General features: G+C 61.2%; 21 protein-coding genes. 11 read left to right on the top strand and 10 right to left on the bottom strand.

Annotated features, from left to right (window positions below; translation table 11 throughout):
• The first annotated feature begins 43 nt into the window (after positions 1-43).
• The 4 genes from BT119_RS22445 (at position 44) to ssuE (ending at position 4,696) form a co-directional block, all read left to right on the top strand.
• Positions 44-1,273, top strand: a complete 1,230-nt coding sequence (locus BT119_RS22445; RefSeq protein ID WP_044308579.1) for a glycosyltransferase family 4 protein — start codon at positions 44-46, stop codon at positions 1,271-1,273.
• Positions 1,274-1,286: 13 nt separating this feature from the next.
• Complete coding sequence (locus BT119_RS22440) at positions 1,287-2,696, top strand: undecaprenyl-phosphate glucose phosphotransferase (RefSeq protein WP_072366944.1); 1,410 nt, start codon at positions 1,287-1,289, stop codon at positions 2,694-2,696.
• A gap of 80 nt (positions 2,697-2,776) precedes the next feature.
• Positions 2,777-3,865 (top strand): polysaccharide biosynthesis/export family protein, encoded by a 1,089-nt coding sequence (locus BT119_RS22435; RefSeq protein WP_054081636.1) that lies wholly within the window; start codon positions 2,777-2,779, stop codon positions 3,863-3,865.
• 249 nt (positions 3,866-4,114) lie between these two features.
• Positions 4,115-4,696, top strand: a complete 582-nt coding sequence (gene ssuE, locus BT119_RS22430; RefSeq protein WP_003436439.1) for an NADPH-dependent FMN reductase — start codon at positions 4,115-4,117, stop codon at positions 4,694-4,696.
• 21 nt (positions 4,697-4,717) lie between these two features.
• Here ssuE and BT119_RS22425 read toward each other — a convergent pair whose 3' ends face one another.
• The 3 genes from BT119_RS22425 to BT119_RS22415 all read right to left on the bottom strand — a co-directional run bounded on the left by BT119_RS22425 (position 4,718) and on the right by BT119_RS22415 (position 6,710).
• Positions 4,718-5,326 carry a LysE family translocator gene (locus tag BT119_RS22425; protein WP_003370588.1) on the bottom strand — a complete coding sequence of 203 codons (609 nt, stop codon included), beginning with the start codon at positions 5,324-5,326 and terminating at the stop codon, positions 4,718-4,720.
• Positions 5,327-5,450: 124 nt separating this feature from the next.
• Positions 5,451-5,732: a hypothetical protein gene (locus BT119_RS22420; RefSeq protein WP_054081634.1), complete on the bottom strand. Its 282-nt coding sequence runs from the start codon at positions 5,730-5,732 to the stop codon at positions 5,451-5,453.
• 87 nt (positions 5,733-5,819) lie between these two features.
• Positions 5,820-6,710, bottom strand: coding sequence for a LysR family transcriptional regulator (locus tag BT119_RS22415; RefSeq protein WP_003436436.1), 891 nt, complete (start codon positions 6,708-6,710; stop codon positions 5,820-5,822).
• Positions 6,711-6,839: 129 nt separating this feature from the next.
• Here BT119_RS22415 and BT119_RS22410 point away from each other — a divergent pair, with 129 nt between their 5' ends.
• The 3 genes from BT119_RS22410 (at position 6,840) to BT119_RS22400 (ending at position 9,876) form a co-directional block, all read left to right on the top strand.
• Complete coding sequence (locus BT119_RS22410) at positions 6,840-7,541, top strand: CoA transferase subunit A (protein WP_003391701.1); 702 nt, start codon at positions 6,840-6,842, stop codon at positions 7,539-7,541.
• A gap of 42 nt (positions 7,542-7,583) precedes the next feature.
• The gene (locus BT119_RS22405; RefSeq protein ID WP_003370578.1) at positions 7,584-8,240 is read left to right on the top strand and encodes a CoA transferase subunit B; all 657 of its coding nucleotides are present in this window, start codon (positions 7,584-7,586) and stop codon (positions 8,238-8,240) included.
• A gap of 217 nt (positions 8,241-8,457) precedes the next feature.
• Positions 8,458-9,876, top strand: coding sequence for a short-chain fatty acid transporter (locus tag BT119_RS22400; protein WP_003436434.1), 1,419 nt, complete (start codon positions 8,458-8,460; stop codon positions 9,874-9,876).
• A 4-nt stretch (positions 9,877-9,880) separates the two neighbouring features.
• Here BT119_RS22400 and BT119_RS22395 read toward each other — a convergent pair whose 3' ends face one another.
• From BT119_RS22395 to BT119_RS22385, 3 genes are all read right to left on the bottom strand, one after another.
• On the bottom strand, positions 9,881-10,207 hold the full coding sequence (locus tag BT119_RS22395; RefSeq protein ID WP_042930865.1) for an antibiotic biosynthesis monooxygenase family protein: 327 nt from the start codon (positions 10,205-10,207) through the stop codon (positions 9,881-9,883).
• Positions 10,204-10,926 carry a CTP synthase C-terminal region-related (seleno)protein gene (locus BT119_RS22390; protein ID WP_072366943.1) on the bottom strand — a complete coding sequence of 241 codons (723 nt, stop codon included), beginning with the start codon at positions 10,924-10,926 and terminating at the stop codon, positions 10,204-10,206. The genes BT119_RS22395 and BT119_RS22390 overlap by 4 nt, the downstream gene beginning before the upstream one ends.
• Before the next feature lie 108 nt (positions 10,927-11,034).
• On the bottom strand, positions 11,035-11,967 hold the full coding sequence (locus tag BT119_RS22385; RefSeq protein ID WP_046719229.1) for a 2-hydroxyacid dehydrogenase: 933 nt from the start codon (positions 11,965-11,967) through the stop codon (positions 11,035-11,037).
• 274 nt (positions 11,968-12,241) lie between these two features.
• On the opposite strand from BT119_RS22385, the gene BT119_RS22380 reads away from it, so the two are divergent.
• Complete coding sequence (locus BT119_RS22380) at positions 12,242-13,384, top strand: glycerophosphodiester phosphodiesterase (protein WP_003436427.1); 1,143 nt, start codon at positions 12,242-12,244, stop codon at positions 13,382-13,384.
• A 38-nt stretch (positions 13,385-13,422) separates the two neighbouring features.
• Here the strand turns inward: BT119_RS22380 and BT119_RS22375 are convergent, their stop codons facing one another.
• Positions 13,423-15,609: a TonB-dependent receptor gene (locus BT119_RS22375; protein WP_058397928.1), complete on the bottom strand. Its 2,187-nt coding sequence runs from the start codon at positions 15,607-15,609 to the stop codon at positions 13,423-13,425.
• A 293-nt stretch (positions 15,610-15,902) separates the two neighbouring features.
• On the opposite strand from BT119_RS22375, the gene pssA reads away from it, so the two are divergent.
• Positions 15,903-17,246, top strand: coding sequence for a CDP-diacylglycerol--serine O-phosphatidyltransferase (pssA, locus tag BT119_RS22370; RefSeq protein WP_072366942.1), 1,344 nt, complete (start codon positions 15,903-15,905; stop codon positions 17,244-17,246).
• A gap of 87 nt (positions 17,247-17,333) precedes the next feature.
• Here pssA and ligD read toward each other — a convergent pair whose 3' ends face one another.
• Together ligD and BT119_RS22360 are read right to left on the bottom strand one after the other, a co-directional pair.
• The gene (ligD, locus tag BT119_RS22365; protein ID WP_046719226.1) at positions 17,334-19,937 is read right to left on the bottom strand and encodes a DNA ligase D; all 2,604 of its coding nucleotides are present in this window, start codon (positions 19,935-19,937) and stop codon (positions 17,334-17,336) included.
• Positions 19,938-19,957: 20 nt separating this feature from the next.
• The gene (locus BT119_RS22360) at positions 19,958-20,863 is read right to left on the bottom strand and encodes a non-homologous end joining protein Ku (RefSeq protein WP_003370557.1); all 906 of its coding nucleotides are present in this window, start codon (positions 20,861-20,863) and stop codon (positions 19,958-19,960) included.
• A gap of 389 nt (positions 20,864-21,252) precedes the next feature.
• On the opposite strand from BT119_RS22360, the gene ssuD reads away from it, so the two are divergent.
• Together ssuD and BT119_RS22350 are read left to right on the top strand one after the other, a co-directional pair.
• Entirely contained in the window at positions 21,253-22,392 is a 1,140-nt protein-coding gene (gene ssuD / locus BT119_RS22355) for an FMNH2-dependent alkanesulfonate monooxygenase (protein ID WP_046719225.1), read from the top strand.
• Positions 22,392-23,498 carry a sigma-54 interaction domain-containing protein gene (locus tag BT119_RS22350; RefSeq protein WP_058397930.1) on the top strand — a complete coding sequence of 369 codons (1,107 nt, stop codon included), beginning with the start codon at positions 22,392-22,394 and terminating at the stop codon, positions 23,496-23,498. The genes ssuD and BT119_RS22350 overlap by 1 nt, the downstream gene beginning before the upstream one ends.
• 257 nt (positions 23,499-23,755) lie before the next feature.
• Here the strand turns inward: BT119_RS22350 and BT119_RS22345 are convergent, their stop codons facing one another.
• Positions 23,756-25,159 (bottom strand): FAD/NAD(P)-binding protein, encoded by a 1,404-nt coding sequence (locus tag BT119_RS22345; RefSeq protein ID WP_072366941.1) that lies wholly within the window; start codon positions 25,157-25,159, stop codon positions 23,756-23,758.
• Positions 25,160-25,176: the final 17 nt, after the last annotated feature.

Genomic DNA, 25,176 nt, shown 5'->3' with positions numbered 1-25,176 from the left:
GTCGCATCCGCAGTAGCGCGGGCCATTACAGCAAGGAACGCCCATGAAAATCGCTATCGTCCACGACTGGCTGGTGAGTTACGCCGGTGCCGAGCGCGTGCTTGCATCACTGATCAACGTCTGGCCCGCTGCGGACCTGTTTGCCGTCATCGACTTCCTCAGCGATCAGGACCGCGCGCACCTGCACGGCAAGGTCGCCAGAACGACGTTTATCCAGAAGCTGCCCGGCGCCCGCAAACACTATGCGCGCTACCTGCCGCTGATGCCGCTGGCCATCGAGCAACTGGATCTGTCCGGTTATGACCTGATCATCAGCAGCAGCCACGCAGTGGCCAAGGGCGTGCTGTGCGGCCCGGACCAATTGCACATCAGTTATGTGCACTCGCCGATCCGCTATGCCTGGGACTTGCAGCACCAGTATCTTCAGGAGTCAGGGATGAACAAGGGCATCAAGGGTGGTCTGGCACGTCTGATCCTGCATTACATTCGCCTGTGGGACCAGCGCACGTCGACCGGTGTGGATGCCTTCATCGCCAATTCCGGGTTTATCGGTGCGCGCATCAGCAAGGCCTATCGACGCGACTCCACCGTCATCTACCCGCCCGTGGACACGCTCGGCTTCACTGCCCAAGGCGCGCGCGGGGACTTCTACTTCTGCGCCTCACGGATGGTGCCTTACAAACGCATGCCGATGATCGTCGAAGCCTTCGCCGCGATGCCTGACAAACGCCTGATCATGATCGGCGACGGACCGGACCTGGCCAAGGCGCAGGCCATTGCCAGCCAGGTGAGCAACGTGACGCTGCTGGGTTTTCAGCCAGGTAACGTGCTGCTCGAGCACATGCGCAGCGCCAAAGCGTTTGTCTTTGCCGCCGAGGAGGACTTCGGCATCAGCCCGGTCGAGGCCCAGGCCTGCGGCACGCCGGTCATCGCCTTCGCCAAGGGCGGCGTCATGGAGACCGTGCACGGCCTGGATCACCCGCAACCGACCGGCGTGTTCTACCGACAGCAAACGGTCGCATCACTGATCGCCGCCATCGGCGAATTCGAAGCGGCGCAATCACGCATCTCTTCCGAGGCCTGCCGGGCCAATGCCGAGCGGTTTTCGGTCGCGCGCTTCGAGCAGGAGATCAAGGCCTTCGTCGAGGACCGTCTGACCGTCTCAAGCGGGATCCATCTGGCGCGCCTGCCTCAGTCGCCATGGGTCGCCCAGGCATCGCCTGGCCTGGGCAGCGAACTGCCGGGCCGTGTTGTCTCCCTGAAAACCGTCTGAGCGAGCCCTTCCCATGCGTACTTCAGTCCGCGGCATTCTGCGTGCCCACCAGTCAGCGCTTTCGCTCGCCCATCGCTTGCTGGACCTGACCGTCATCGTGCTGATCGGTTACTGGCAAACCGGGCTGACGGTCACCGACAGCACAGAGACCTGGTCGCATATTTTCCTCGCGGTGCTGGTCTTTCACTGGGTCAGCGAGTACCACCAGTTGTATGGCTCATGGCGCGGCGAGCGCATTCTGCGCGAGCTGACCAAGGTCTTCAGTTACTGGGCGATGACCTTCATCACCCTGCTGTCGCTGAACAGCCTGCTGCTCAACCAGACGCAATTGCCCGATAACGGCCAGATGAGCTGGTTTGCGCTGGCACTCGCCGTGCTGTGCGGCTACCGGCTGCTGATTCGTCTAGCCCTGCACACGTTGCGTCGGCGTGGCTTCAACACGCGTCGGGTGGCGATCGTCGGCACCGGGCAGGTCGGCGAGCGGCTGGCCCGGTCCATCGCCCTGGCGCCCTGGATGGGCCTGATCCTGCTGGGCTTTTACGACACGCACCCGCAGCAGATGAATCTGCAGGCGCACAAGCGCCGCCCGCCAGTATTGGGTGATCTGCAGCAGTTGATCGACGATGCCCGCGCAGGCCGGATCGACAAGGTGTACATCACCCTCGCCTTCAGCGCCGAACCGCAACTGCGCGAGTTGATTACCGGCCTGAGCGACACCACCGCCTCGGTGTACCTGATTCCGGATGTGTTCATGTTCGACCTGCTGCATGCGCGCAGTGAAAGCATCAACGGCCTGGCCAGCATCAGCATTTTCGACTCGCCCATGGACGGTGCCTGGAGCCTGGCCAAACGTGCCGAAGACATCGTGCTGTCGAGCCTGATTCTGTTGCTGATCGCTGTGCCGCTGCTGACCATCGCGGCAGCCATCAAGCTCACCTCGACCGGCCCGGTGCTGTTCCGCCAGCGCCGCTACGGGCTGGACGGCCGCTCGATCATGGTCTGGAAATTTCGCAGCATGCGCGTCCAGGAGAACACCGACGGGGTGCTTCAGGCGACGCGCAACGACGCGCGGGTAACGCCGCTGGGCCGTTTTTTGCGACGCACGTCGCTGGATGAACTGCCGCAGTTCTTCAATGTGCTGCACGGCGACATGTCCATCGTCGGCCCTCGCCCCCATGCCATTGCCCACAACGAGCAGTACCGCGGGCAGGTCAGCGGCTACATGTTGCGCCACAAGGTCAAGCCCGGCATCACCGGCTGGGCGCAGATCAACGGCTGGCGCGGCGAAACCGACACGCTGGACAAGATGCGCATGCGCGTCGAATTCGACCTGGACTACATCGAGCACTGGTCGATCTGGCTGGACCTGAAAATCATTCTGCTGACGCTGCTCAAGGGGTTCGTCAACAAGAACGCCTTCTGATGCCGGCGCTGCCCCGAGCACACACCCAACACCCTCGGTACGCAACACGAACGGAGCAATCCCATGAAAGGAAAAACGTCATGAATCGAAGCGTTACTGCGTTACTGCTGGTCAGTCTGGCGCTGCAAGGCTGTGCATTCGCGCCGGGGCAACATATGACGCCGGATGACGTCACCCTCGACAAACCTGACGAGCCCCGGGCACAGTTGATCGAGGTGACCCCGAAAACCCTGCAGCAACAGCAACTGCGCGCCACCGCAGAGGCCAAGGCCCTGCCGCAGGCGCTGCTGGACTACAGAACTCCGGAATACGTGATCGGTGCTGGCGATACCTTGCTGGTCACCGTGTTCGAACACCCCGAACTGACCGCGCCGGGCTCACAGGACCAACTGGATGCCAACACCCGGGAAGTGCTCAACGACGGCACGCTCTACTTCCCCTATGTAGGCAGAATCCGCGCGAGTGGCAGAACGGTCAGCGAGGTTCGTGAGCAGTTGCGCATGGGCCTGGCGCCGCAATACACCGAGGTCAAGGTCGACGTCAAAGTGCTGCGCTACAACAGCCAGCGAATACTGTTGTCCGGTTCTTTCAAGGTCCCAGGCCCGCAACCGATTACCAATATTCCGTTGAGCCTGGTGCAGGCGGTGAGTGTCGCCGGCGTCGACCTGACCGACGCCAACCTGGCCGGGCTGACCCTGCGCCGGGAGGGCAAGGATTACCTGATCGACATCGACTCGCTGAACCGCCGGGACTCGCAACTGAGCCGGATCTTCCTCAAGGACGGCGATTACCTGCACCTGAACAGCAACTCGCGAAACAAGATCTACGTGCTGGGCGAGGTCCGTAACCCTCAGGTGATCTCGTTCGGCACCACCCGCCTGACCCTGCTCGAAGCGCTGGGAAACTCCGGCGGCCTCAGCCCGGACAGCGCAGACGGCGATGCGGTGTACGTCATACGCGGTGCGGAAAACTTTGCCCAGGCGCCTTCCACCGTCTACCACCTCAATGCGAAAAAGCCCACTGCCTACCTGCTGGCGGGGCAGTTCGAGCTCAAGGCGCAGGATGTGGTGTTCGTCGGCCCTGCCGATATCACCCGCTGGAGCCGCTTCATCAGCCAGTTGCTCGGCTCGGCCAGTGTGATACAGACCGGTGCGGCCTTTCGCAACTGACCCGGACGGCCGTTCACCCATCTCCCTGCACGCGGTTGTGCAGGGATTTTTTTGCCTGTCACACCGCGTCAGACTGTTGCCAGAGCAACAGCTGTTCGACAGTTGACGGCTTTTGCATCAGCGCGGCGAACTCTCTCCCCCTGCATGCAATACACGCAGACCCAATAGCTGCGGGCCATAGCCAGCCACACAAAGAGGCTGGCACATAAGCTGCTTTGCAGGTTTACGCTTATCGCAAGGACATCCCACATGCGCGTCGTTTCACTTTCAGGCAGCCCCTCCCCAAAATCCCGTTCCGGCGTTGTGCTGGCCCACGCCAGCCGCTGGCTGCAGAGCCACGGCGTTGAAGTCACCACATTGCGCATACGCGACTTCAATGCAGAGGACCTGCTTTTCGCCCGTTTCGACAGCCCGCAGGTGCTGGAATTGATCGAAGCGGTCAGCCAGGCCGATGGCCTGCTGATCGGTACGCCGGTGTACAAGGCGTCATTTTCCGGCGCACTGAAAACCCTGCTCGACGTGCTGCCCGAGCGCGCGCTGCATGGCAAAGTGGTCTTGCCGCTGGCCACCGGCGGCAGTATCGCGCACATGCTGGCCGTGGATTACGCGCTCAAACCGGTGCTGTCGGCGCTCAAGTCGCAGGAAGTGCTGCACGGCATCTTCGCCATCGATACCCAGGTCAGCTACGACGACAACGAACAAGGCGGTACGCTGGACGAAGTTCTCACCGAGCGCCTGCATGAAGGGCTGGAACATTTCCACCACGGCCTGCAACGCCGCTTGCAGGCGCGTCACAAGCAGGCTGGCGGGCATTTGCAACTGGCGTTGTAGATCCGCGGAATAGCCTCGGCATCAATGCTCGATAAACAGCGGATACAACGAGGCCACCAACAGCGCTGCCATCACGCCGTTGAAAATACGTAACCCGAGCGGATCACGCAGAACGTTGCGCAGCAAACTGCCAAAGCCTGCCCAGACGCCCACGCTGGGCAGGTTGATCAGCGCAAACACTGCCGAAATCACCAGCACATTGTAGAAGTAGCCCTGCATGGGGGTGTAGGTGCTGATCGCGCCGATCGCCATGATCCAGGCCTTGGGATTGACCCATTGAAAGAGCGCGGCGCTCATGAAACTCAGCGGCTTGCCCTGGCTGTCGACCTTATCGGACGCGGGCCCCGACGTGGCGATTTTCCAGGCCAGGTACAGAAGGTAGGCAGCGCCCACGTAGCGCAGGATGGTGTAGAGAACCGGCCAGGCCTTGAACACACTGCCCAGACCGAAGCCGACGGCCAGCACCAGAACGAAAAAACCGACACTGATACCCAGCATGTGCGGCAGGGTGCGACTGAAACCGAAATTCACGCCCGAGGCCAGCAGCATCATGTTGTTGGGGCCGGGAGTAATGGAGGTGACGAACGCGAAGAGCGTGAACGCCAGAAGCAAATCGAAAGAGAGAAACATGCTGCCTGTCCGGATCAGTGAGTCAGGTACTCACCCTATCGAAGGCGTTGCAGGAAACACACGGACAGTTAAAGGCCAATTGCAGCAGTACAGTTTTTACGTAAAACCCTTTTCAGGCAGACTGTTAACCTTGTGGCTGCTGCCCCATGACCCCCAGGTCAACGCTGGTTTCGCCTTTTTCATCGAAGTCCCGCGCCTGCTGGAGCTGCGGATCCGCCATCAATTGCGCCTTGCGTGCCTGATACTCATCAAATGACAGGCCGCGACGGTTGAGATCTTCAAGGGCCAGTTGATGGCTTTCTTCAGCACTGAACGCGCGCTGCTCGACAGCGTGGTGAGTGGAGCAGCCGGAAACCAGCGCAACAGTGAATGTCAGGACAAGCGCAAGGGCAAGCATACGGTTCATCAGGGGCCTCCGGTCGGCTTCATTTCAGGAATGAAGCAAGGTTACGCCTGCCCCTGACGCAGCAAAAATCATCCGCCGTGATAGTCGCTATCGACTGTTGCGAGCATTCTCGATCAACACCTCGCGCAACGCCTGAGCCGCCGCTGAAAGCTTGTGATCGGCGAGCATCATCAGCCCGATGCGCCGCTCGATCAGCGGCTCCACCAGCGCTACGCAGCAGGCCCCCAGTTCCTGCATCTGCCCGATGCACAGTGACGGCACCGCGCTGACGCCCAGACCATTGGCAACCATGCGCCCGATGGTCGACAACTGATGACTCTCGAACGCGACCGCCAGCTTGCCGTGGCGCGGCTCGATAGCCTGCTCCAGCAGCAAACGCACCGCCGACGGGCGTTGCAGGGCGATGAAGTCTTCACGCAGCAGTTCTTCCCAGGTGACCTCACACCGCTCGGACAGCGACGACTCCCGTGGCACCACGGCGACGAAGCGATCCATATAGAACGGGGTGAACGACAGGGCACTGTTCGACTCGGGCTCAAAGCCGATACCCAGTTCGACACGGCGATGGCGGACCATTTCCAGCACTTGCTCATTGATCACGTCATGCACCGCCACATTGACGCGCGGGTAGCGCCCGCGAAACACCTTCAAGGCCGCTGGCAGCAGGTTGCCGGCAAACGACGGCATGGCGGCCACCGATACCCGGCCCGTTTGCAGGGTAAAACGCTGACGCAGCAGTTCTTCGGTGTTGTCCCAGTCGGCCAGCAACTGGCGCGCCAGCGGCAACAGGGTTTCGCCTTCGGGCGTCAGACCGACGTTGCGCGTGGTGCGCGTCAACAGCTGCCCGCCAAGGTCCTCCTCGAGGCTCTTGATCGTCAGGCTCAAGGCCGGCTGCGACACGTTGAGTCGCTCGCCGGCCTGAGCGAAGCTCAGGTACTGCGCGACGGCCAGAAAAGCGCGAAGCTGCTTGACGTTCATATATTTGCTTTTCTTATGAATTGATCAGAAAAACAAAATTAACAAATCAGTCCTGCCGAGAGAAGATGCAGATCACCCGATCCTCCGGCAGTGCGACTGTCGGTCAACAACTACAAAAGGCGGATCATCATGGCTGGACTCGATAAACGAGTAGCGACCTACGAAGAAGCTCTTGCCGGGCTGACCGACGACATGACGGTACTCTGCGGCGGCTTCGGCCTGTGCGGCATTCCGGAAAACCTGATCGCGCAGATCAAGCGCATGGGCATCAAGGGCCTGACCGTGGTTTCCAACAACTGCGGCGTTGACGGCTTCGGACTCGGCATCCTGCTGGAAGACCGGCAGATCCGCAAAATGATTTCGTCCTACGTCGGCGAGAATGCCTTGTTCGAAAAACAGCTGCTCAGCGGCGAGCTGGAAGTCGAACTCACGCCACAAGGCACCCTGGCGGAAAAACTGCGTGCCGGTGGCGCGGGCATTCCGGCGTTCTATACCGCAACCGGTTACGGAACGCCGGTCGCCGAAGGCAAGGAAACCCGCCAGTTCAACGGCCGCAACGTGATTCTGGAAGAGGCCATTACCGGTGACTTCGCCCTGATCAAGGGCTGGAAAGCCGACCACTTCGGCAACGTTATCTATCGTCATACCGCACAGAACTTCAACCCGGTGGTGGCCACCGCCGGACGGATCACCGTGGTCGAGGTCGAGGAAATCGTCGAGCCCGGCGTGCTGCTGCCGACCCAGATCCACACCCCCGGCATCTACGTCGACCGGGTCATTCAGGGCACTTTCGAAAAACGCATCGAACAGCGCACCGTCAGAAAATCCTGATAGCGCAGCCTTGGCCGTACAACAATAAAGAGGCTTCAGACGATGGCACTTTCCCGCGAACAAATGGCTCAACGTGTCGCCCGTGAACTCAAGGACGGCTATTACGTGAACCTTGGCATCGGTATTCCGACCCTGGTGGCCAACTACGTGCCCGATGACATCGACGTCATGCTCCAGTCGGAAAACGGCCTGCTGGGCATGGGCGCCTTCCCCACCGAAGACACCATCGACGCGGACATGATCAATGCCGGCAAGCAGACGGTCACCGCGCGCATCGGCGCTTCCATTTTCTCGTCGGCCGAATCCTTTGCCATGATCCGTGGCGGCCATGTCGACCTGACGGTGCTCGGCGCTTTCGAGGTGGATATCGAGGGCAACATTGCTTCGTGGATGATCCCCGGCAAGTTGGTCAAGGGCATGGGTGGCGCGATGGACCTGGTGGCGGGTGCCGACAACATCATCGTCACCATGACCCACGCGTCGAAGGACGGCGAATCCAAACTGCTCACCCGTTGCAGCCTGCCATTGACCGGCGCAGGCTGCATCCGCAAGGTGCTGACTGATCTGGCCTACCTCGAAATCGAAAACGGCGCTTTCATCCTCCGCGAACGCGCACCGGGGGTCAGCGTGGAAGAAATCGTGGCCAAAACCGCAGGCAAGCTGATCGTGCCGGATGACGTGATCGAGATGAGTTTCTGAGTCAGGCGTCTTTGATGCGCCTCTCGTTGCCACACGCCCGTGTGGCCTGCGCAAAGGTATGACGCAGAGCGTCACGAAATGCATGCCAACGCGGAGAATTGGCACGATACTCGTTCCCAAGCTCCGGCCTGGGAACGCCGTTCTGGACGCTCTGCGTCCGCAATAGTCGGCTGCTTAAGTCACTCCCCGATAATAATTACAAAAAGAGGTGCCCCAGATGGCCGCCAACATAGAAGAAAGCCGCTCCGCCCGATTTGCCTTGCGCTGCGCCGCGTGGGCTGAACGCTGGTTTCCTGATTCATGGGTATTTGCCGCATTGGCGGTGGTCATCGTCACGCTGGCGACGCTGGCCATCGGCGCACGCCCGGCCGAGGCTGCCAAGGCGTTCGGTGACGGGTTCTGGAGCCTGATCCCATTCACCATGCAGATGGCCTTCGTGGTCATCGGCGGTTACGTGGTCGCCAGCTCACCGCCTGCGGTACGCCTGATCGACCGCCTGGCCCGGGTGCCACGCAACGGTCGTTCGGCCGTGGCCTGGGTGGCGCTGATTTCCATGCTCGCTTCGCTGCTCAACTGGGGCCTTTCACTGGTGTTCGGCGGCCTGCTGGTACGTGCCCTCGCCCGCCGCACTGACCTGCGCATGGATTACCGCGCAGCCGGCGCCGCCGCCTATCTGGGCCTGGGTGCGGTCTGGGCATTGGGGTTATCGTCTTCGGCCGCGCAATTGCAGGCCAACCCGGCCAGTCTGCCGCCGTCGATCCTGGCGATTACCGGCGTGATCCCGTTCACACAAACCATCTTTCTCTGGCAATCCGGGGTCATGCTCGCCGCGCTGGTGGTCATCTCACTGATCGTTGCCTACGCCACCGCGCCCGGCCCGAACAGCGCCCGCGACGCCAAGGCCTGCGGTGTCGACCCGGCCTTCAACCTGCCGCCACTGCCGCCTCGTACACGGCCTGGGGAATGGCTGGAATACAGCCCGCTGCTGATCATCCTGATGGTGGTGCTGGGCGTTGGCTGGCTGTTCAACGAGTTTTCGAGCAAACCGGCGATCACGGCGATTTCCGGACTCAACACCTACAACTTTCTGTTCATCATGCTCGGTGCTCTGCTGCACTGGCGGCCGCGCAGTTTTCTCGACGCCGTCGCGCGGGCGGTGCCCACCACCACCGGTGTGCTGATTCAATTCCCTCTGTACGGTTCGATCGCAGCGCTGCTGACCACGGTCAAAGGCGGCGATGCGCAAACCCTGGCGCATTACATCTCGACGTTCTTCACCAGCATTGCCTCGCACGACACTTACGCAATTCTGATGGGGGTCTACTCGGCCATATTGGGCTTTTTCATTCCGTCAGGCGGCGGCAAGTGGATCATCGAAGCGCCCTACGTGATGCAAGTCGCCAACGACCTGCAGTATCACCTCGGCTGGGCAGTACAGATCTATAACGCAGCCGAAGCCCTGCCCAACCTGATAAACCCGTTCTACATGCTGCCACTGCTGGGCGTACTGGGTTTGAAGGCGCGTGACCTGATCGGCTTCTCGTTCGTACAGCTGCTGGTCCACACGCCGCTGGTGCTGTTTCTGCTCTGGGCACTGGGCACCACGCTGGCTTATGTGCCACCGGTAATGCCCTGAATGGTTAAGCGTCGAACGCGTAGTCACGTTCGACCCGGCAGATTCGCGTGGTAAACGCCTGATACCAGCGCGAACGTCCCTGCTCGCGGACCTGGGCATGATCGGCCTGCTGTTTCCAGGCCAGAATCGCGGCTTCATCGCGCCAGTAGGACACGGTGATGCCCAGGCCGTCATCACCGCGCGCCGACTCCACGCCCAGAAAGCCGGGCTGTTGTCGGGCCAGGCTGACCATGCGCTGCGCCGCCTCGGCGTACGCCTGATCATCGTCAGGCGTACGCAACGAGGTGAACACCACGGCGAAGTAAGGCGTGGCAACCCGCGTGGCCATCATGCCGGGTTGCTCAGGCAGGCGCGGACGAACGCGGCCACCACAGCAGGCGTCTGACCCTGCAACGCAGCTCGCTCGGGCTGGAACAGTGTGGCGACATAAAACGGGTGCCCCTGCAACTCCATGCAGCGCACTTCGCCCTCAAGACCGCGCCCACTGACTTTCAGGTGCTCGCCAAACAGCGCCGACTCCAGCTCGCGGCGCAGGCCGTAGCGGCAGTGATAGCGCTCTTCGATGTCGAGCCTGCCATAGGCTTGGGCAATCAGCGTGTCGGGTTGCAACTGGATCGCTGCCACCGATTCAACCAGCGAGCAACTGAGTGGCTCGATGATCACGTTTGCCGCGTCCGGCGCCGTTTCGCCATGTTCGGCGTCTGCCCAGCCCAGCTGGTGGCGGGCATACTCGAGCAACGCGTGCTGAAAGCCTCCGCACGTACCCAGAAACGGCACCCGATGCTCGCGAGCGAAACGAATGGCCGTCAACGCGCCCTGCATGTCCCGATACGGGCTGGCCGGAACGCACCACAGCCCATCGAATTCGGCGAGTTGCGCACCGCTGCCGATCCGCGGCGTCGGCAACCATTCGAAACCGACCGGCACCTGCGCGGCATCCGCAGCTCTCTGCAAGGCCAATGGAATGGCCTGATGCGCAGGGACATCCGCACTGAAGTCGCCCATCAGACCGATCCGTATCCCGTCGCCTGTATTGTCTGCTTTGCCCATGCCCTGCTCCCTGTTTGATGTCGTATAGCCCGGGGGACTATAAACAGGCAGCAAAACCAGCAGAATGGGCGTTACAGCAATGCCTCGCGTGCAAGCGTGCACGGTTGCTCATTCAGTCACAGGCGTCAGCACCGGTTGCCCGGCGAAAAACGCCAGCAGGTTATCGTTGACCATCTGCACACTGTCTCTCGAAGCCTCGGGGGACAGGCCTGCCACGTGCGGTGTCAGCACAACATTATCCAGCGTCTTGAGCACGTCCGGCACTGTCGGCTCATCGTCGAACACGTCCAGCGCAGCCCCGGCAATCTGCTCATTCTGCAGTGCACTGACCAACGCCTGGGTATCCACCACGCTGGCGCGGGCAATGTTGACCAGAAACCCGTCAGTGCCCAGCGCTTCAAGCACTCGGGCGTCGATCAGGTGCTGCGTACCACTGCCACCGGGCGTGGCGATGACCAGAAAATCCGATGCGGCCGCCAGCGCCTGCGCTGTAGCATGCCAGGTGTAATCGCAGTCAGTGCGCGGCTTGCGATTGTGGTAACCGATGGCGATATCGAAGGCGGCTGCCCGCTTGGCAATCGCCAGCCCTACCGCCCCCAGTCCGACGATACCCAGGCGCTTGCCAGCCAGCGACGGGCGCACCACCTTGCGCCATTCGCTGCGGCGCACCGAGGCATCGGCCTGCGGAATGTCGCGTACCAAAGACAGCAGCAACGCCAGCGTATGATCGGCCACCGTGGCGGCGTTGACGCCTGCACCATTGGTCACCACGATGCCCCGCGCCTGCGCGGCAGGCAGATCGACCTTCTCGTAACCGGCGCCGCTTACGCAAATGATGCGCAGCTGCGGCAGTGCATCCATTTCCTCGGCGAAAAATCCCAGCGGCCCACGTGTCACCACTGCGCTGATGCTCGGCCCGTGCGTGGCAATCGCCTCGGCGCGCAGTTCGGCCGTCGGGGCGCGAATCAACTGAAAACCGCTGCTTTCAAGAATCGGCAAATACGTGTTCAGGTTTTCGACCAGCACCAATACCGTTGTCATGCGCGCTCCCGCTCGATCAGCAAAACGTTGACCTTAACGCGACTCGACGCGCTTGTGCAGAGCCGCTGACGCCGGAACTGAAAAAAGCCTTCCCGAACACGCCGAGCATTCATAAAGTGGACGCATTTGCCGGACAGACTAATGCGCAAGCAGAATTGGCAATCAGCAGAGTGCGTTATGGTTGCGTGCAGTGACGCGACCAGTGGCTCTACGGTCTGGCGCGCAGGCTGCTCATAAAAACAGGCTTTCTCAAAAAACAAGGAAACACCCGCCCATGCAAGGATTTCCCACCACCCTGTTGAAAAAGACCCTTTTGGCTGCGGCTGTCATGTCGGGCCTGATGCTGTCGTCAGGCATGGCAGCGGCGGCGGACGCCCCAGGCAAGGTGCTGAGCGAGAAATACGGCCTGCCCTGGCCAGCGGTGATCGCCCATCGCGGTGCTTCGTTCGACGCACCGGAAGAAACCATCCCGGCCTACACCCTGGCGCGCGATCTGGGCGCGGACTACCTGGAAATGGACATCCAGCGAACAAAGGACGGCGTGCTGATAGCGCTGCACGATGACGTGCTGGAACGCACCACCAACATCGCTGACGTGTTCCCGACCCGGGTAAAAGACCCGGTCAGCACGTTCACTCTGGCGGAGCTCAAGCAACTGGATGCCGGCTCGTGGTTCAACAAGGCTTACCCGGACAGGGCTCGCGACAGTTACAACGGGTTGCAGATCCTGACGCTGGATGAAGTCATCGACATCGCCGAGGGCGGCGCCAACAAGCCGGGGCTGTACATCGAGACCAAGGTGCCGAACAAGTTTCCCGGTGTCGAAGCCGACCTGAAGAAACTGCTGGCCAAACGCGGCTGGCTCGAACAGCGCCCTGCGGCAGCGCCCGGCCATGTCAATGTCGCGCACATGCCAGGACGCGTGGTCCTGCAGACGTTCGAGAAGCAAAGCCTGGAACTGCTGCAGAAAGAAATGCCGAAAGTGCCCAAGGTCATGCTGCTGTGGATTGGCGAAGGCTCGATAGAGCCCAAATCCAGCGTCGCGTTCAAGGACTCCGGGGCCAAGGACAAGGCCAGCTATTACGCGACCCAGGAAGTCAAATCACCGCAGGAGTTCGAGCAGTGGATTGACTGGGCCAAGGCCCACGGCGCCATCGGCACCGGCCCTTCGTCGCAACTGGCCAAGGGTGGCGACCAGAGCTATATGGACCTGGTCAAACCCTGGATGAACAACCTGACCCACGAGAAAGGCATGGTGATCCACCCGTACACGGTGGACGACGCAGAGGACTTCAAGCGGATCAGCCATGATGGCGCGGACGGCTTCTTCACCAACCGCACCGCCGAACTGTTGAAGTTCTACGGGCGGCCAGCGAAAGAAAGCATTGAAACGATTCTGAAGCGTAACGGCTACTGATCCAGCGGCTGGCCGCATCCGGCGATGCGGCCAGTCAATCAGAAGTCGATAGTGCCCGACAGCTTGAGGGTACGAGGCTCGCCCTGAGTCAGATAACCGCCATAGGCGGACTCCCAATAATCCTTGTTCATCAGGTTTTCGACATTGGCGCGCAGGGTCACGTCCTTTTGTGCAACGTTGAAGGTATAGCGTGCGCCCAGGTCGAAGCGGTTCCAGGTCGGGATGCTCAGGTTGTTGGCAGCATCGACATATTGCCCACCGGTGCGCAGCATGCGCGCATTGATGGCCGCGCCTTCGATCCCCGGAATATCCCAATCGGCACCCGCGTTGAACTGGAAGGTCGGCACACCCACGGCCCGATTGCCGTCGTTGCTGCCACCGTCCGTACCGCTCACCTCGGTGTCCATCAGGGTCAGACCTGCCAGCAGACGCAAGCCGCTGACAGGCTGGCCAAAGACGTTCATCTCCACGCCGCGGTTGCGCTGCTGACCGTCACGGACATAACGCGACCCGGTGCCTTCCAGAACCTGGTAGCCGTCAGCCGGTTGCTCGATGCGGTACACGCCCAGGCTCGCGCCGAATGTACCCATGTCCAGCTTGACGCCCGCTTCCACCTGTTTCGAACGCGACGGCGCAAAAACTTCGCCTGGGTTGATGGTGACAGTATTCGGAGCCGTCGGACCTTGCGCCAGACCTTCGATGCGGTTGGCGTAGAACGACACATATTGCCAGGGCTTGAATACCACCCCGTAGACCGGCGTGGTGATCGCTTCGTCGTACAGCGCATTGCGCGGGCCGCTGCCGTATTCATACCCCTGGACACGCAATTGCTGGCGGCGCAGGCCTGCGGTCAGCAGCAGTCGATCATCGAAGAAACCCAATGTGTCGGAGAGCGCGACGCTGCGCATGCGGCTCTTGCCGACAATGCCGGGATCATTCAGATCGCCTGCGGTGAAACTGTCGAGTGCCGGGCGCTCCTGGGAGACAGGGTCGTAAAGGTTGTTGCTGGAGGTGCCGCCGAACAGATACGCACTGCGCTGCTCGGTCCAGATGCCGGAGAGCCCGAAGTTGACCTTGTGGCTGACCGCACCGGTCTGCAGCTTGCCGTTGATGCCGGCCATGGCGGTCTTGTTGTCTTCGTCGTGCGGGATGAAAGACGGTGCGGCCGTGGTGTTGCCTGCGGCATCGTGGACAGTTGGCGAGCCATATACGCCGACCTCGCGGGTGTGCTTCGCGCCCGCTGCGGCGTACAGCGTCCAGTCCTCGTTGAGATCGTACTCGGCACGGCTCATGCCGAAGGTGTCTTCGGTTTCGGTCCAGGTCCAGTTCGGCGCGTAATTGGTATCCGAGTCCGGAGCATGCGGCACGCTGGTCAGAGCGCTGTCGACAAACACCGTGTTGCGGCTCTGGTTGATGCGCTGCTTCTGGTAGGCAAAATCACCGGAAAGACGGAAGTTGTCACCTCGGTAATCAAGCCCCAGCGCGAACAGCTTGCTGCGATGCTCTTCGTCCTCGACACCGGTCTCGCCTTCGCGCTGCGACAGGTTGAGACGCGCGCCGAAGCGATTGCCTTCGCCGAAGCGCTGCCCCAGATCGAGATGCTCGCCGATCCGGCCGTCGTTGCTGATGTCGGTGGTGAAACGACGCGTCGGCGTATCCTGCGCGCGCTTGGGCTGCAGGTTCACGCCGCCGCCAATCCCGGAACCGGTGGGGGTCACGCCGTTGATGAAGGCATTGGGGCCCTTGAACACTTCAACGCGTTCCAGCGCATCGGCCGATATGATCTGGCGCGGCAGTACGCCGTAAAGGCCGTTATAGGAAATATCATCGGTGGTCAGCTTGAAGCCGCGAATGACGAAGATACTCGAAGCGTTGGCATAGCCACTCGACTGACGCACCGATGCATCATTGAGCAGTACGTCGCCTACGGTTTCGGCCTGCTGATCCTCGATCAACTGTTCGGTGTAGCTGCTCATGGTGAACGGCACGTCCATGATGTCGGCATTGCCCAGAACACCCAGTTGCCCGCCGCGCGCCACCTGCCCGCCGGCATAAACCGGCGCAAGCGCGTGAGGGTCGGACTTGTCGGCACTGATATCGGTCTCCCCCAGCACCACAGGGCCGTCCTGCCGAGTGGCAGCCTCTGCAGCGGCCCAGGCCGGAGATCCAATGGAACAGCAAAACGCGAGCAACGTAAGGCGCATCGGCAACGATGGTGAGTTCATCAATAGGTCCTGAAGACAGGTTGAATGAGATCGGAAGCAACCGTCCTGGACATCGCCGATCGGGTGGATGCGAAATGATATCAGATGTTACTGGTAATGCTTATCATTTGTTTAAACGTGAAAAGTGATAATCGAGCGGCGCCACACAAGCGTTACTGCGCCGGAGTGTCAGGCCCCCGGCACGCATGAGCTTCCGTGGCGTTGCGCAATGCTTTGAAACAGGTTGGCGACAGCCACAGGAGGGCGACTGTCGTGTAAGCTCACAGGCTATTGGTTTTCCCATCGAGAGGCCTATGCAGTCCACTTTCCGACGCTCGACCCTGGCAGCACTTCGTGGTTTTGCCTTGCAGAGCGATGCAATCTCCATTGTTCCTTCTGCCGCCGACTATCGACGCTGCCTGCTGGAAAGGATCGCTTCGGCCACCCGACGCATCTATATCATCGCGCTGTACCTGCAACAGGATGAAGCCGGCCAGGAGATTCTCGACGCGCTGTACGCCGCCAAAACCGCGAGGCCGGAGCTGGATGTGGTGGTGCTGGTCGACTGGTTCCGTGCACAACGCGGCCTGATCGGCGCCGGACGCCAGCCCGGCAACTCGACCTGGTATCAGGCGCAGAACCTCGAATACGATGAAGAAGTGCCGATCTACGGCGTGCCGGTGCAGACCCGCGAACTGTTCGGGGTGCTGCACCTCAAGGGCAGTGTGATCGACGACTGCGTGATCTACAGCGGCGCGAGCATCAACAACGTCTACCTGCACAAGCTCGACAAATACCGTCTGGACCGTTATCACCTGATCGAAAACGCGGCACTGGCCGACGCTTTCCAGAATCTGGTGCAGCGGGAAATACTCTCTTCGCCGGCCGTGCACCGCCTCGATCTGCAATCGCCACCCAGCTCACGCAGTTTGCGCAGCGAGATCCGAGCGTTTCGTGGCGACCTGAAACGCGCCGCCTACGACACCTCGGCGGGCGAAAAGGAAAACGGCGACATGCGGGTGATTCCGCTGCTCGGCGTCGGCCCGCGCAACAATCTCAACCGCGCCATCTGCGATCTGATCGCATCGAGCAAGATCCAGCTGACCATCTGCACGCCATACTTCAACCTGCCGGTGGCCGTCACCCGCGAGATCAACCGGGCGCTCAAGCGCGGCGTGCAGGTCGACATCATCATTGGCGACAAGACCGCCAACGACTTCTTCATCGATCCGGATGAGCCGTTCAAGGTGATCTCGGCCCTGCCCTATCTCTATGAAATCAGCCTGCGGCGCTTTGCCCACAAGCATCAGAAGGCAATCGCCCAGCACCGCCTCAATGTGCACCTGTGGAAACACGGCGATAACACCTTCCACCTCAAAGGCATCTGGGGCGACCAGCGCTATACCCTGCTGACCGGCAACAATCTGAACCCTCGCGCCTTCAACCTGGACCTGGAAAACGCCTTGCTGATCGACGATCCAAAGGGCCGATGGAGCGAACCACGGGAAGCGGAAATAGCCCATTTGATGCGCAACACGCAGCGCGTCAACCAGTATGACGAACTCGACACCCTCGCCAACTACCCTGAAGGCGTACGCAAGTTTCTCAAGCGTGTCAGCCGCGTGCGAGTCGAGCGACTGTTGTACCGGATTCTCTGAGCCTTCAACGTGCGGCCGGCATGCCAGCCATAGTCAGGCGTGCCGACGCCACGTATCCCTTGGCAAACGCCGAACAGTGGCCTTGCCTCAAGGCCGTTTGGCACCCAGTTGTTTCCACATCTTCTGCGTGATCTTGCGCCGGTTACTGTAACCGGCCCACGGGTCGTCCTTGAGCCGCTTCAAACGCTGCTCAAGGTTGGTGATGTCCCACTGCGCCGAGGACTTCAGACCCGCCAGCTCATCCAGCGCGATCGGCACCGAGACCGGCAACCCTGGACGGGCGCGGACTGAATAGGCAGTCACGGTACTGCCGCCGCGGCTGTTGCGCAGGTAATCGATGAAGATTTTTCCGACGCGGTTTTTCGGCCCCATGGTGGCGGTGAAGCGCTCCGGCAACTGACGGCTGGCAAACTCGGCGATGGCCTTGGCGAACGCCTTCACGGTGTCCCAGTCGGCTTGGCGCGCCAGCGGCACGATGATGTGCATACCCTTGCCGCCGCTGGTCTTGAGGAAAGCCTCCAGGCCCAGCTCCTCCAGTACGGCGAGCACCATTTGCGTGGCTTCGATCATGCTGCGCCAGGGCAGAGCCGGATCGGGATCAAGGTCCAGCACGAAATGGTCCGGCGTTTCGATCCTGTCACGCGTCGCCCCCCAGGTATGCAGCTCGATGGCGCCCATTTGCGCAGCACCGATCAGTGCCGGCAACGAATCTATTTCCATCAGCGCGGCATGCCCGGGGTCCAGCGCACGATCCAGTTGTCTGATGTGCGGGATCGCCAGATGCTCGGCATGCTTCTGGAAAAACTGCTCACCGTCGATACCCTCCGGACAACGCAGCAGTGCCACGGGACGCTTGTTCAGGTACGGCAGAATCCAATCGGCGATGGACTCGTAAAACTGTGCAAGTTCGATCTTGCTGGTGCCGGTCTTGCTATCGATGATGCGGTCCGGATGACTGACCCCGGTGCCCGCCACATCAACTTTTCCCTGCGCGGCCTTTTTGCGCGCCTGTGGCGCTGCCGTTTTGGTTGGGGTCTGGCTGGCTACTTTGGCAGGCTGAGCATCTTCACGCACCACGTCCTTGGCCGGCTTGTCGTTACGCAGCCCGACAAAGGCAGCCTGGCGGACAATGCCTTCGCGGGTCCACTGGGCGAACTCGGTTTCGCAGACCAGTTTCGGCTCCACCCACTGCACGCCACGTGCCTGGGACGCGGAGAGTTTTTTGGCCAGCGGTGAATCCTTGCGCTGCAACTTCTTCAGTTGTTTATGCAGTTGCTCAAGGCTCACTTCAGTGAACCCGGTGCCGACCCGCCCGGCGTAGACCAGCCCGTCCTCACCGGCATTGACCGCCAGCAACAAGGCACCGAACGCCGATCGGCTACCCTGCGGTGCCGTGTAGCCGACGACCACGAATTCCTGCCGCAAGCGACATTTGAGCTTGATCCAGTCGGCATTGCGTTTGCTGACGTACGCACTGCCGGCACGCTTGCCGATCACCCCTTCCAGGCCCATTGCCGCAGCACTCGCGACAATATCCTGATGACCCGCCTGAAAGGCATCCGAATAACGCAACAAGCGACTTTTCTGTGCGTCGACAACGTGTTTCAAGGCGTCACGACGCTGCTCAAGCGGCACTTCGCGCAGGTCCTCCGCGCTCAAAAACGGCATGTCGAACAGGTAATACAGAATGTCCTTGCTGTTCCCCGCGTCAAAAGCATTCTGCAGGCCCTGGAAATCAGGCAGCCCTTGCTCGTCGAGAACCACCACTTCGCCGTCGAACCAACTGTCGCGCAGCTTCATGCCCTTGAGCGCCTTGACCAGCTCCGGCAGCCGCTCGGTCCAGTCATGCCCGTTGCGCGTGAACAGACGCACGTCAGCGCCCTCAATGCGGGTCAGCATGCGGTAACCGTCGAATTTGATTTCGTACAGCCAGTCACCGGCTGGCGGCGCCTCCACCAGCGTCGCCAGTTGCGGCGAAAGCGTGTCCGGGAAAGCCGATTTCGCTTTCCTGCGCGTCGGTTTTGCCGCTGGCTTTGGCGCTTTTGATTTTGATGTGGAGGCCTTGGCTTTTCCGTTTGCAGCACTGGCCGCGGACTTTTTCGGAGTACTGCGCTCTTCGCCCACATGAGCACCACTGATCACGCTTTGCGGCTGCTCCTGGGTAATGTCGTACTCGGCAGCAGGTCGCGCGATGTCATCCTTTTCCTTGATCAGCAGCCACTGTTCCTTGCTGCCGCTGCCCTTGAGCCGGGTACGCACCAGCGCCCAGTCACCGCTGAGCTTCTCGCCGACCAGGGTGAACTTGAGTTTGCCCTCCGCATAGGTCTTTTGCGGATCGCCGTGCGGTTGCCAGACACCCCGGTCCCAGACGATCACATCACCGCCACCGTATTGACCCTGCGGGATACTGCCCTCGAAGCCGGCATAGTCCAGCGGATGGTCTTCGACATGCACTGCCAGGCGTTTTTGCGTGGGGTCCAGGCTCGGGCCTTTGGGCACGGCCCAGCTCTTGAGCGTGCCCTCGAGCTCCAGTCGAAAGTCATAGTGCAGGTTCCGTGCGTCATGCTTCTGGATCACGAAACCGAGCGCACCGGGCTGCGATTTGCCTTTGCCCTTGCGCTTGCTTTCGGCAGGCTCGGAGGTGATGGCGAAGTTGCGCTTGCGGGTGTATTCACTGGCGGGCTTGGCCATCACCGGTCACTCCGTAGGGCTCAAGAGGCTTTGCTGGTTTTCTTGCGCGCGGCGGGCCGCTTGGGTCTGGCACCGTCCTTGTCGGCCGGTTTTTCCTTCGTCGCAGGCTTGCTCGCCTTGCCTTTACTGGCACCACCCTTGCCCGCCAGACTGCGCCGCAGCAAGTCGGTGAGGTCGATGACATCGGCACTCTTGCGTTCTTCTTCGGCCGGATCGGACTCGACATCTTCGATCTCGCCTTCGTCTGCCTTGGTCTTGACCAAGTGCATGATCTTGTCCTGAAAGGTGTCGCGATACAGCTCAGGCTGCCAGTCGGCGCTCATGTCCTTGACCAGACGCTTGGCCATGTCACGTTCGCTCTTGTTCAACTTGGCGTCGGTCACCGCATCGCTCAGTTCCAGTGCGTCCAGCTCACGCACGTCGGCAGGCCAGCGCAGGATTACCATGACCAGCGCCGATTCCAGCGGCATGACCGCCGCCAAGTGTTCGCGGGTATGCAGCACCACATTGGCCAAGGCGACCTTTTTGGTATCGACCAGGGTTTCGCGCAACAACGCATAGACTTTCTCGCCGCGCTTGTCGGGGGTCAGAAAATAAGGCGTGTCGATGTTCTGCAGGGGGATCTGCTGACTGTCGACGAAAGCGAATATGTCGATGGTCTGCGTCGATTTGGGGTGCGCGGAACGAATTTCCTCCTCGCTGAGCACCACATAGCGATCCTTCTCGTACGCCACGCCCTTGACGATGTTTTCGCTGGTGACTTCCTTGCCGGTGACCTTGTTGATCCGCTTGTAGCCGACCGGGTCCATGCTGCGTTTATCGAGCCAGTCGAAGTCGACACTGGTCGACGTTGTCGCCGAGACCAGCGCGACGGGTATATGCACCAGCCCGAAGCTGATTGCACCCTTCCAGATTGCCCTTGCCATGGTCTGACTCCTGTTGATCCTGGAAAAGTGACAGGGCCGGCCGGAGAAAAGTTTCGACAGGCTGACGAGCGCCGGGAAACCTGCTGAGCCGGGCGAGTTTTTTATCGTGAAGAACCAACTATCAACGTTTTGGCTTCTGATAGCCGGGATGGGGATCCGGGTCGCATTACCCTCGAAGCCTCGTATGGCAAGGGTTTGCGCAGGACTCTGCGGAGTTGCTTACTCCGCATATGCACTTAGGATCTAAAAATATGGTTTAACGTTCTTTTGCGGAATAAAAAAGACGTTCTATAAATGGCCCCACCCCCGAACGCTGTTGGTGAGGTGTCTGCCAACCGACAGCGGGTCCCGTCAGCTTTCACCTGGCTGATTACTTCCAAGGATTTGTCATGAACGTTTTCTGGTTTCTTCCGACTCACGGCGATGGCCATTATCTGGGCACGACAAAGGGCGCACGTCCCGTCACCCTCAACTATTTGAAACAGGTGGCGCAGGCCGCCGATGACCTGGGCTATTACGGCGTATTGATCCCTACCGGTCGCTCCTGCGAGGACTCGTGGGTCATCGCCTCGGCGCTGGTGCCGTTGACCGAGCGTTTGAAGTACCTGGTGGCGATCCGCCCGGGCATCATCTCGCCGACCGTCTCGGCACGCATGGCAGCCACGCTGGATCGTCTTTCCGGCGGCCGGTTGCTGATCAACGTGGTGACCGGCGGCGACCCGGACGAAAACCGTGGCGATGGCAGCTTCCTCGACCACAGTGAGCGTTATGAAGTCACTGACGAATTTCTGAAAATCTGGCGTCGCGTCCTGCAAGGTGAAGCGGTCGACTTCGAAGGCAAGCACTTGCGCGTACAGAATGCCAAGGCGCTTTACCCGCCGATTCAAAAACCCTACCCGCCGCTGTACTTCGGTGGTTCCTCCGACGCGGCGCATGACCTTGCGGCCGATCAGGTGGACGTGTACCTGACCTGGGGCGAGCCTCCGGCAGCCGTGGGGCAGAAACTCGCCGATGTACGTGAACGGGCAGCGCGCAAGGGACGTACCGTGAAGTTCGGCATTCGCCTGCACGTCATCGTGCGCGAGACCAGCGAAGAAGCCTGGAAAGCGGCCAGCACGCTAATCGAACACATCAGCGATGACACCATTGCTGCAGCGCAGAAGTCTTTTTCACGCTTTGATTCCGAAGGTCAGCGGCGCATGGCAGCACTGCATGACGGGCGCCGCGACAACCTGGAGATTGCGCCCAACCTGTGGGCCGGTGTCGGCCTGGTGCGTGGTGGTGCAGGCACGGCGCTGGTCGGCAATCCCGAAGAAGTCGCGGCACGCATCAAGGAATACGCCGACCTGGGCATCGAGAGCTTCATTTTCTCGGGTTACCCGCATCTTGAAGAAGCCTACCGCTTCGCCGAACTGGTCTTCCCGCTGCTGCCCGAGCCTTACGCCAGCCTCGCCGGGCGTGGCATCACCAACCTGACGGGCCCGTTCGGCGAAATGATCGCCAACGATCTGCCCCCGCAGGCCAAGTGATGTCCGGACAACTGCTGACCCTACCCCACTCGCCTGCGCTGGCCACCTCGATCAGGGCCACCGCGCAGGTGTTCGAAGACCCCAAATCCCGGGCCCTGCTCGCTCACGTGCGGCAGGTTGCGCCCAGCGATGCCAGCGTGCTGATCATCGGCGAGACCGGCACCGGCAAGGAACTGGTTGCTCGCCACGTCCACGAACTGAGCGCCCGCCGCGACAAGCCGTTCGTGGCGGTCAACTGCGGCGCGTTCTCCGAAAACCTGATCGAGGCCGAACTGTTCGGCCACGAAAAAGGGGCGTTCACCGGAGCGATCAGCGCCAAGGCTGGCTGGTTCGAAGAGGCCAACGGCGGCACGCTGTTTCTCGATGAGATCGGCGACCTGCCCATGTCGCTGCAGGTCAAATTGCTGCGCGTGCTTCAGGAACGTGAAGTGGTGCGTCTGGGCTCGCGCAAGAGTGTGCCGATTGACGTGCGCGTCCTGGCGGCGACCAACGTGCAGCTGGAAAAGGCCATCAACGCCGGGCATTTTCGCGAAGACCTTTATTACCGGCTCGATGTGGTCAATCTGGAATTGAGCCCGCTGCGCGACCGGCCGGGCGACATCCTGCCCCTGGCCCGGCACTTCATAGAGGTCTACGGCCAGCGGCTGCGGCATGGTCCGGTACGGATCAGCCCCGAAGCCGAGCACAAGCTCAAGACTTACAGCTGGCCGGGGAACATTCGCGAGCTGGAAAACGTCATCCATCACACCCTGCTGGTCTGCCGTGAAGGCGTTATTCAGCGTGATGACCTGCGCCTGTCGAACCTTAGAATCGAGCGTCAGGATGACCAGACCCCGTCTGACGAATCAGCCGAGCAACTGCTCAACCGGGCGTTTCAAAAGCTGTTTGAAGAACAGGCCGGAGCCTTGCACGAGAAGGTCGAAGATACGCTACTCAGAACGGCCTATCGCTTCTGCCACCACAACCAGGTGCACACAGCCAGCCTGCTGGGCCTGACCCGCAACGTCACGCGTACGCGTTTGATCAAGATTGGCGAGCTGGCGGTCAACAAACGCAGACCGGGTGAAAATGTCCAGGGCGACCGGATGCTGCACCTGTCGGTGTGAAGGTCAAGACCGATGACGCAGAGCGTCATGAACGGCATTCCCACGCTGGAGCGTGAGGAACGATCACTGTCCGGCAGAACACCATCGCGTCCATGCTACGCGGCGCGGCGCCAAGAGCTGACGCGCAGCGTCATGAACGGCATCGCCACGCTGGAGCGTGAGGAACGATCACTGTCCGGTAAAACACTATCGTGCCCATGCTCCGCGTGGGCATGCCGTTCCGGACGCTCTGCGTCCTCTTCTGAGCAGGCGGCGCTTTACGACAAGCGCATCGCCAGCGCCTTGGCCTGAATTGCCACGTCGGTCACCGCAGTGCTTTCCCACCACATGCCGCGCAATGGCGGGCCCATGGCGAACAGACGTGCCGAGTACTGACCGTGTGCGTCGAGCACTGCGCCAGTGGCGTCGGCGGCGATGCCGAGTGCCAGCGGACCGGGCTGGATCAGCCCGCGTGCCAGCAGTTGCCGGGGCAACGGGCGGTCCACGCGCCGCCAGTCGTATTCGATACCGGTGGAGTTGATCAACGCATCGCCGGTGATCTGCGTCGGCTGACTCTCCCCGCGTCGACGAACGCTGATCTGTACCTGACCTGACGGCAGGCTGGCCACGCCCTGCAGCGAGGCCGCATCAATACTCAACCGCCCTTGCCTGATCAGCCGCGCCAGTAGCGCAGCGCTCGGCGGCGGGGAGCGATGGTGGTGACTCTCCCACCAAGGCCTTACATGACGGACGAACTGGCGGCGCTGCTGGTCGCTGGCCTGATTCCACAGCCTGCCGACGTTGGCCCGCACGGTGTCCAGCGGGGCCTGCCAGTCAATGCCGCTCTCGATGGCCAGTTCGCACTGTTCACGCACTTTGCGCACCAGTTGCCGAGTGCTGCGGATACTCGGGTCCTGAGCAAGAAAATCAGACCATTCCGGCGGCTGACGCCGAACGTGCGGCAGCAGGCCGTGCCGGGAAAAAATCTGAATGGGCCCGCGGTGCCCCGCCGTTTCCAGCGAGACCAGCGCATCGACCATGGTCAGCCCCGAACCGATGATCAGCACCTTTGACTGCGGATCAAGCTTTTTCATCACCGACACATCCCAAGGGTCCAGCGCTGCCGTGTTCAGCTCGTTCGAATCGCGTCGCGGGGTGCGTGAAGCCGCGTACATGCCGGTCGCCAGCACGGCACGGCTACCGCGCAACTTACGGCCGTCAGCCAGCGAGACACTGACCCCGCCTTCATGGACCTGCAGGTCGACTGCCTCGCCGGGCACATGCACGGCGGTCGAGCCAAAGGCTTCAGCAGCGCTTCGGGCTTCACGCAGTCGCTGCTGAACATAAAGCCCGAACACACCGCGTGGCGGAAACAGTTCGGCAACCGGGACCCTCTGCTCATAAGCTTCAGGCCAGCCCCCGGCGGCCAGATAGTCAGTCAGCCACTGGGTGAGGTCATCCGGATTATCCGGATCGACGCTCATCCGCGCAGCGTTGCCATTGAGCGTATGGCCCGGCTCCGTCGCACTGTAGGCCTCGCCCCTGCCGAGTTCGCTGCGGGTTTCGATAATCAGGATTCGGCGCTGGCCCGGTCTGCGCAGCAGTTGCGCCGCCAGCATGGTGCCGCTCAGACCGCCGCCGATGATCAGAATGTCAGCCGTCTGGTGGGAATCTTCGGTCATCGAACAGCGCCTCGGTC

The sequence above is a fragment of the Pseudomonas sp. NFACC10-1 genome, from assembly GCF_900119195.1.
GTDB classification, from domain to species: Bacteria; Pseudomonadota; Gammaproteobacteria; order Pseudomonadales; family Pseudomonadaceae; genus Aquipseudomonas; species Aquipseudomonas cerasi.
The sequence above is the reverse complement of the archived record's forward strand: the minus strand, read 5'-3'. Positions and strand labels throughout refer to the sequence as shown.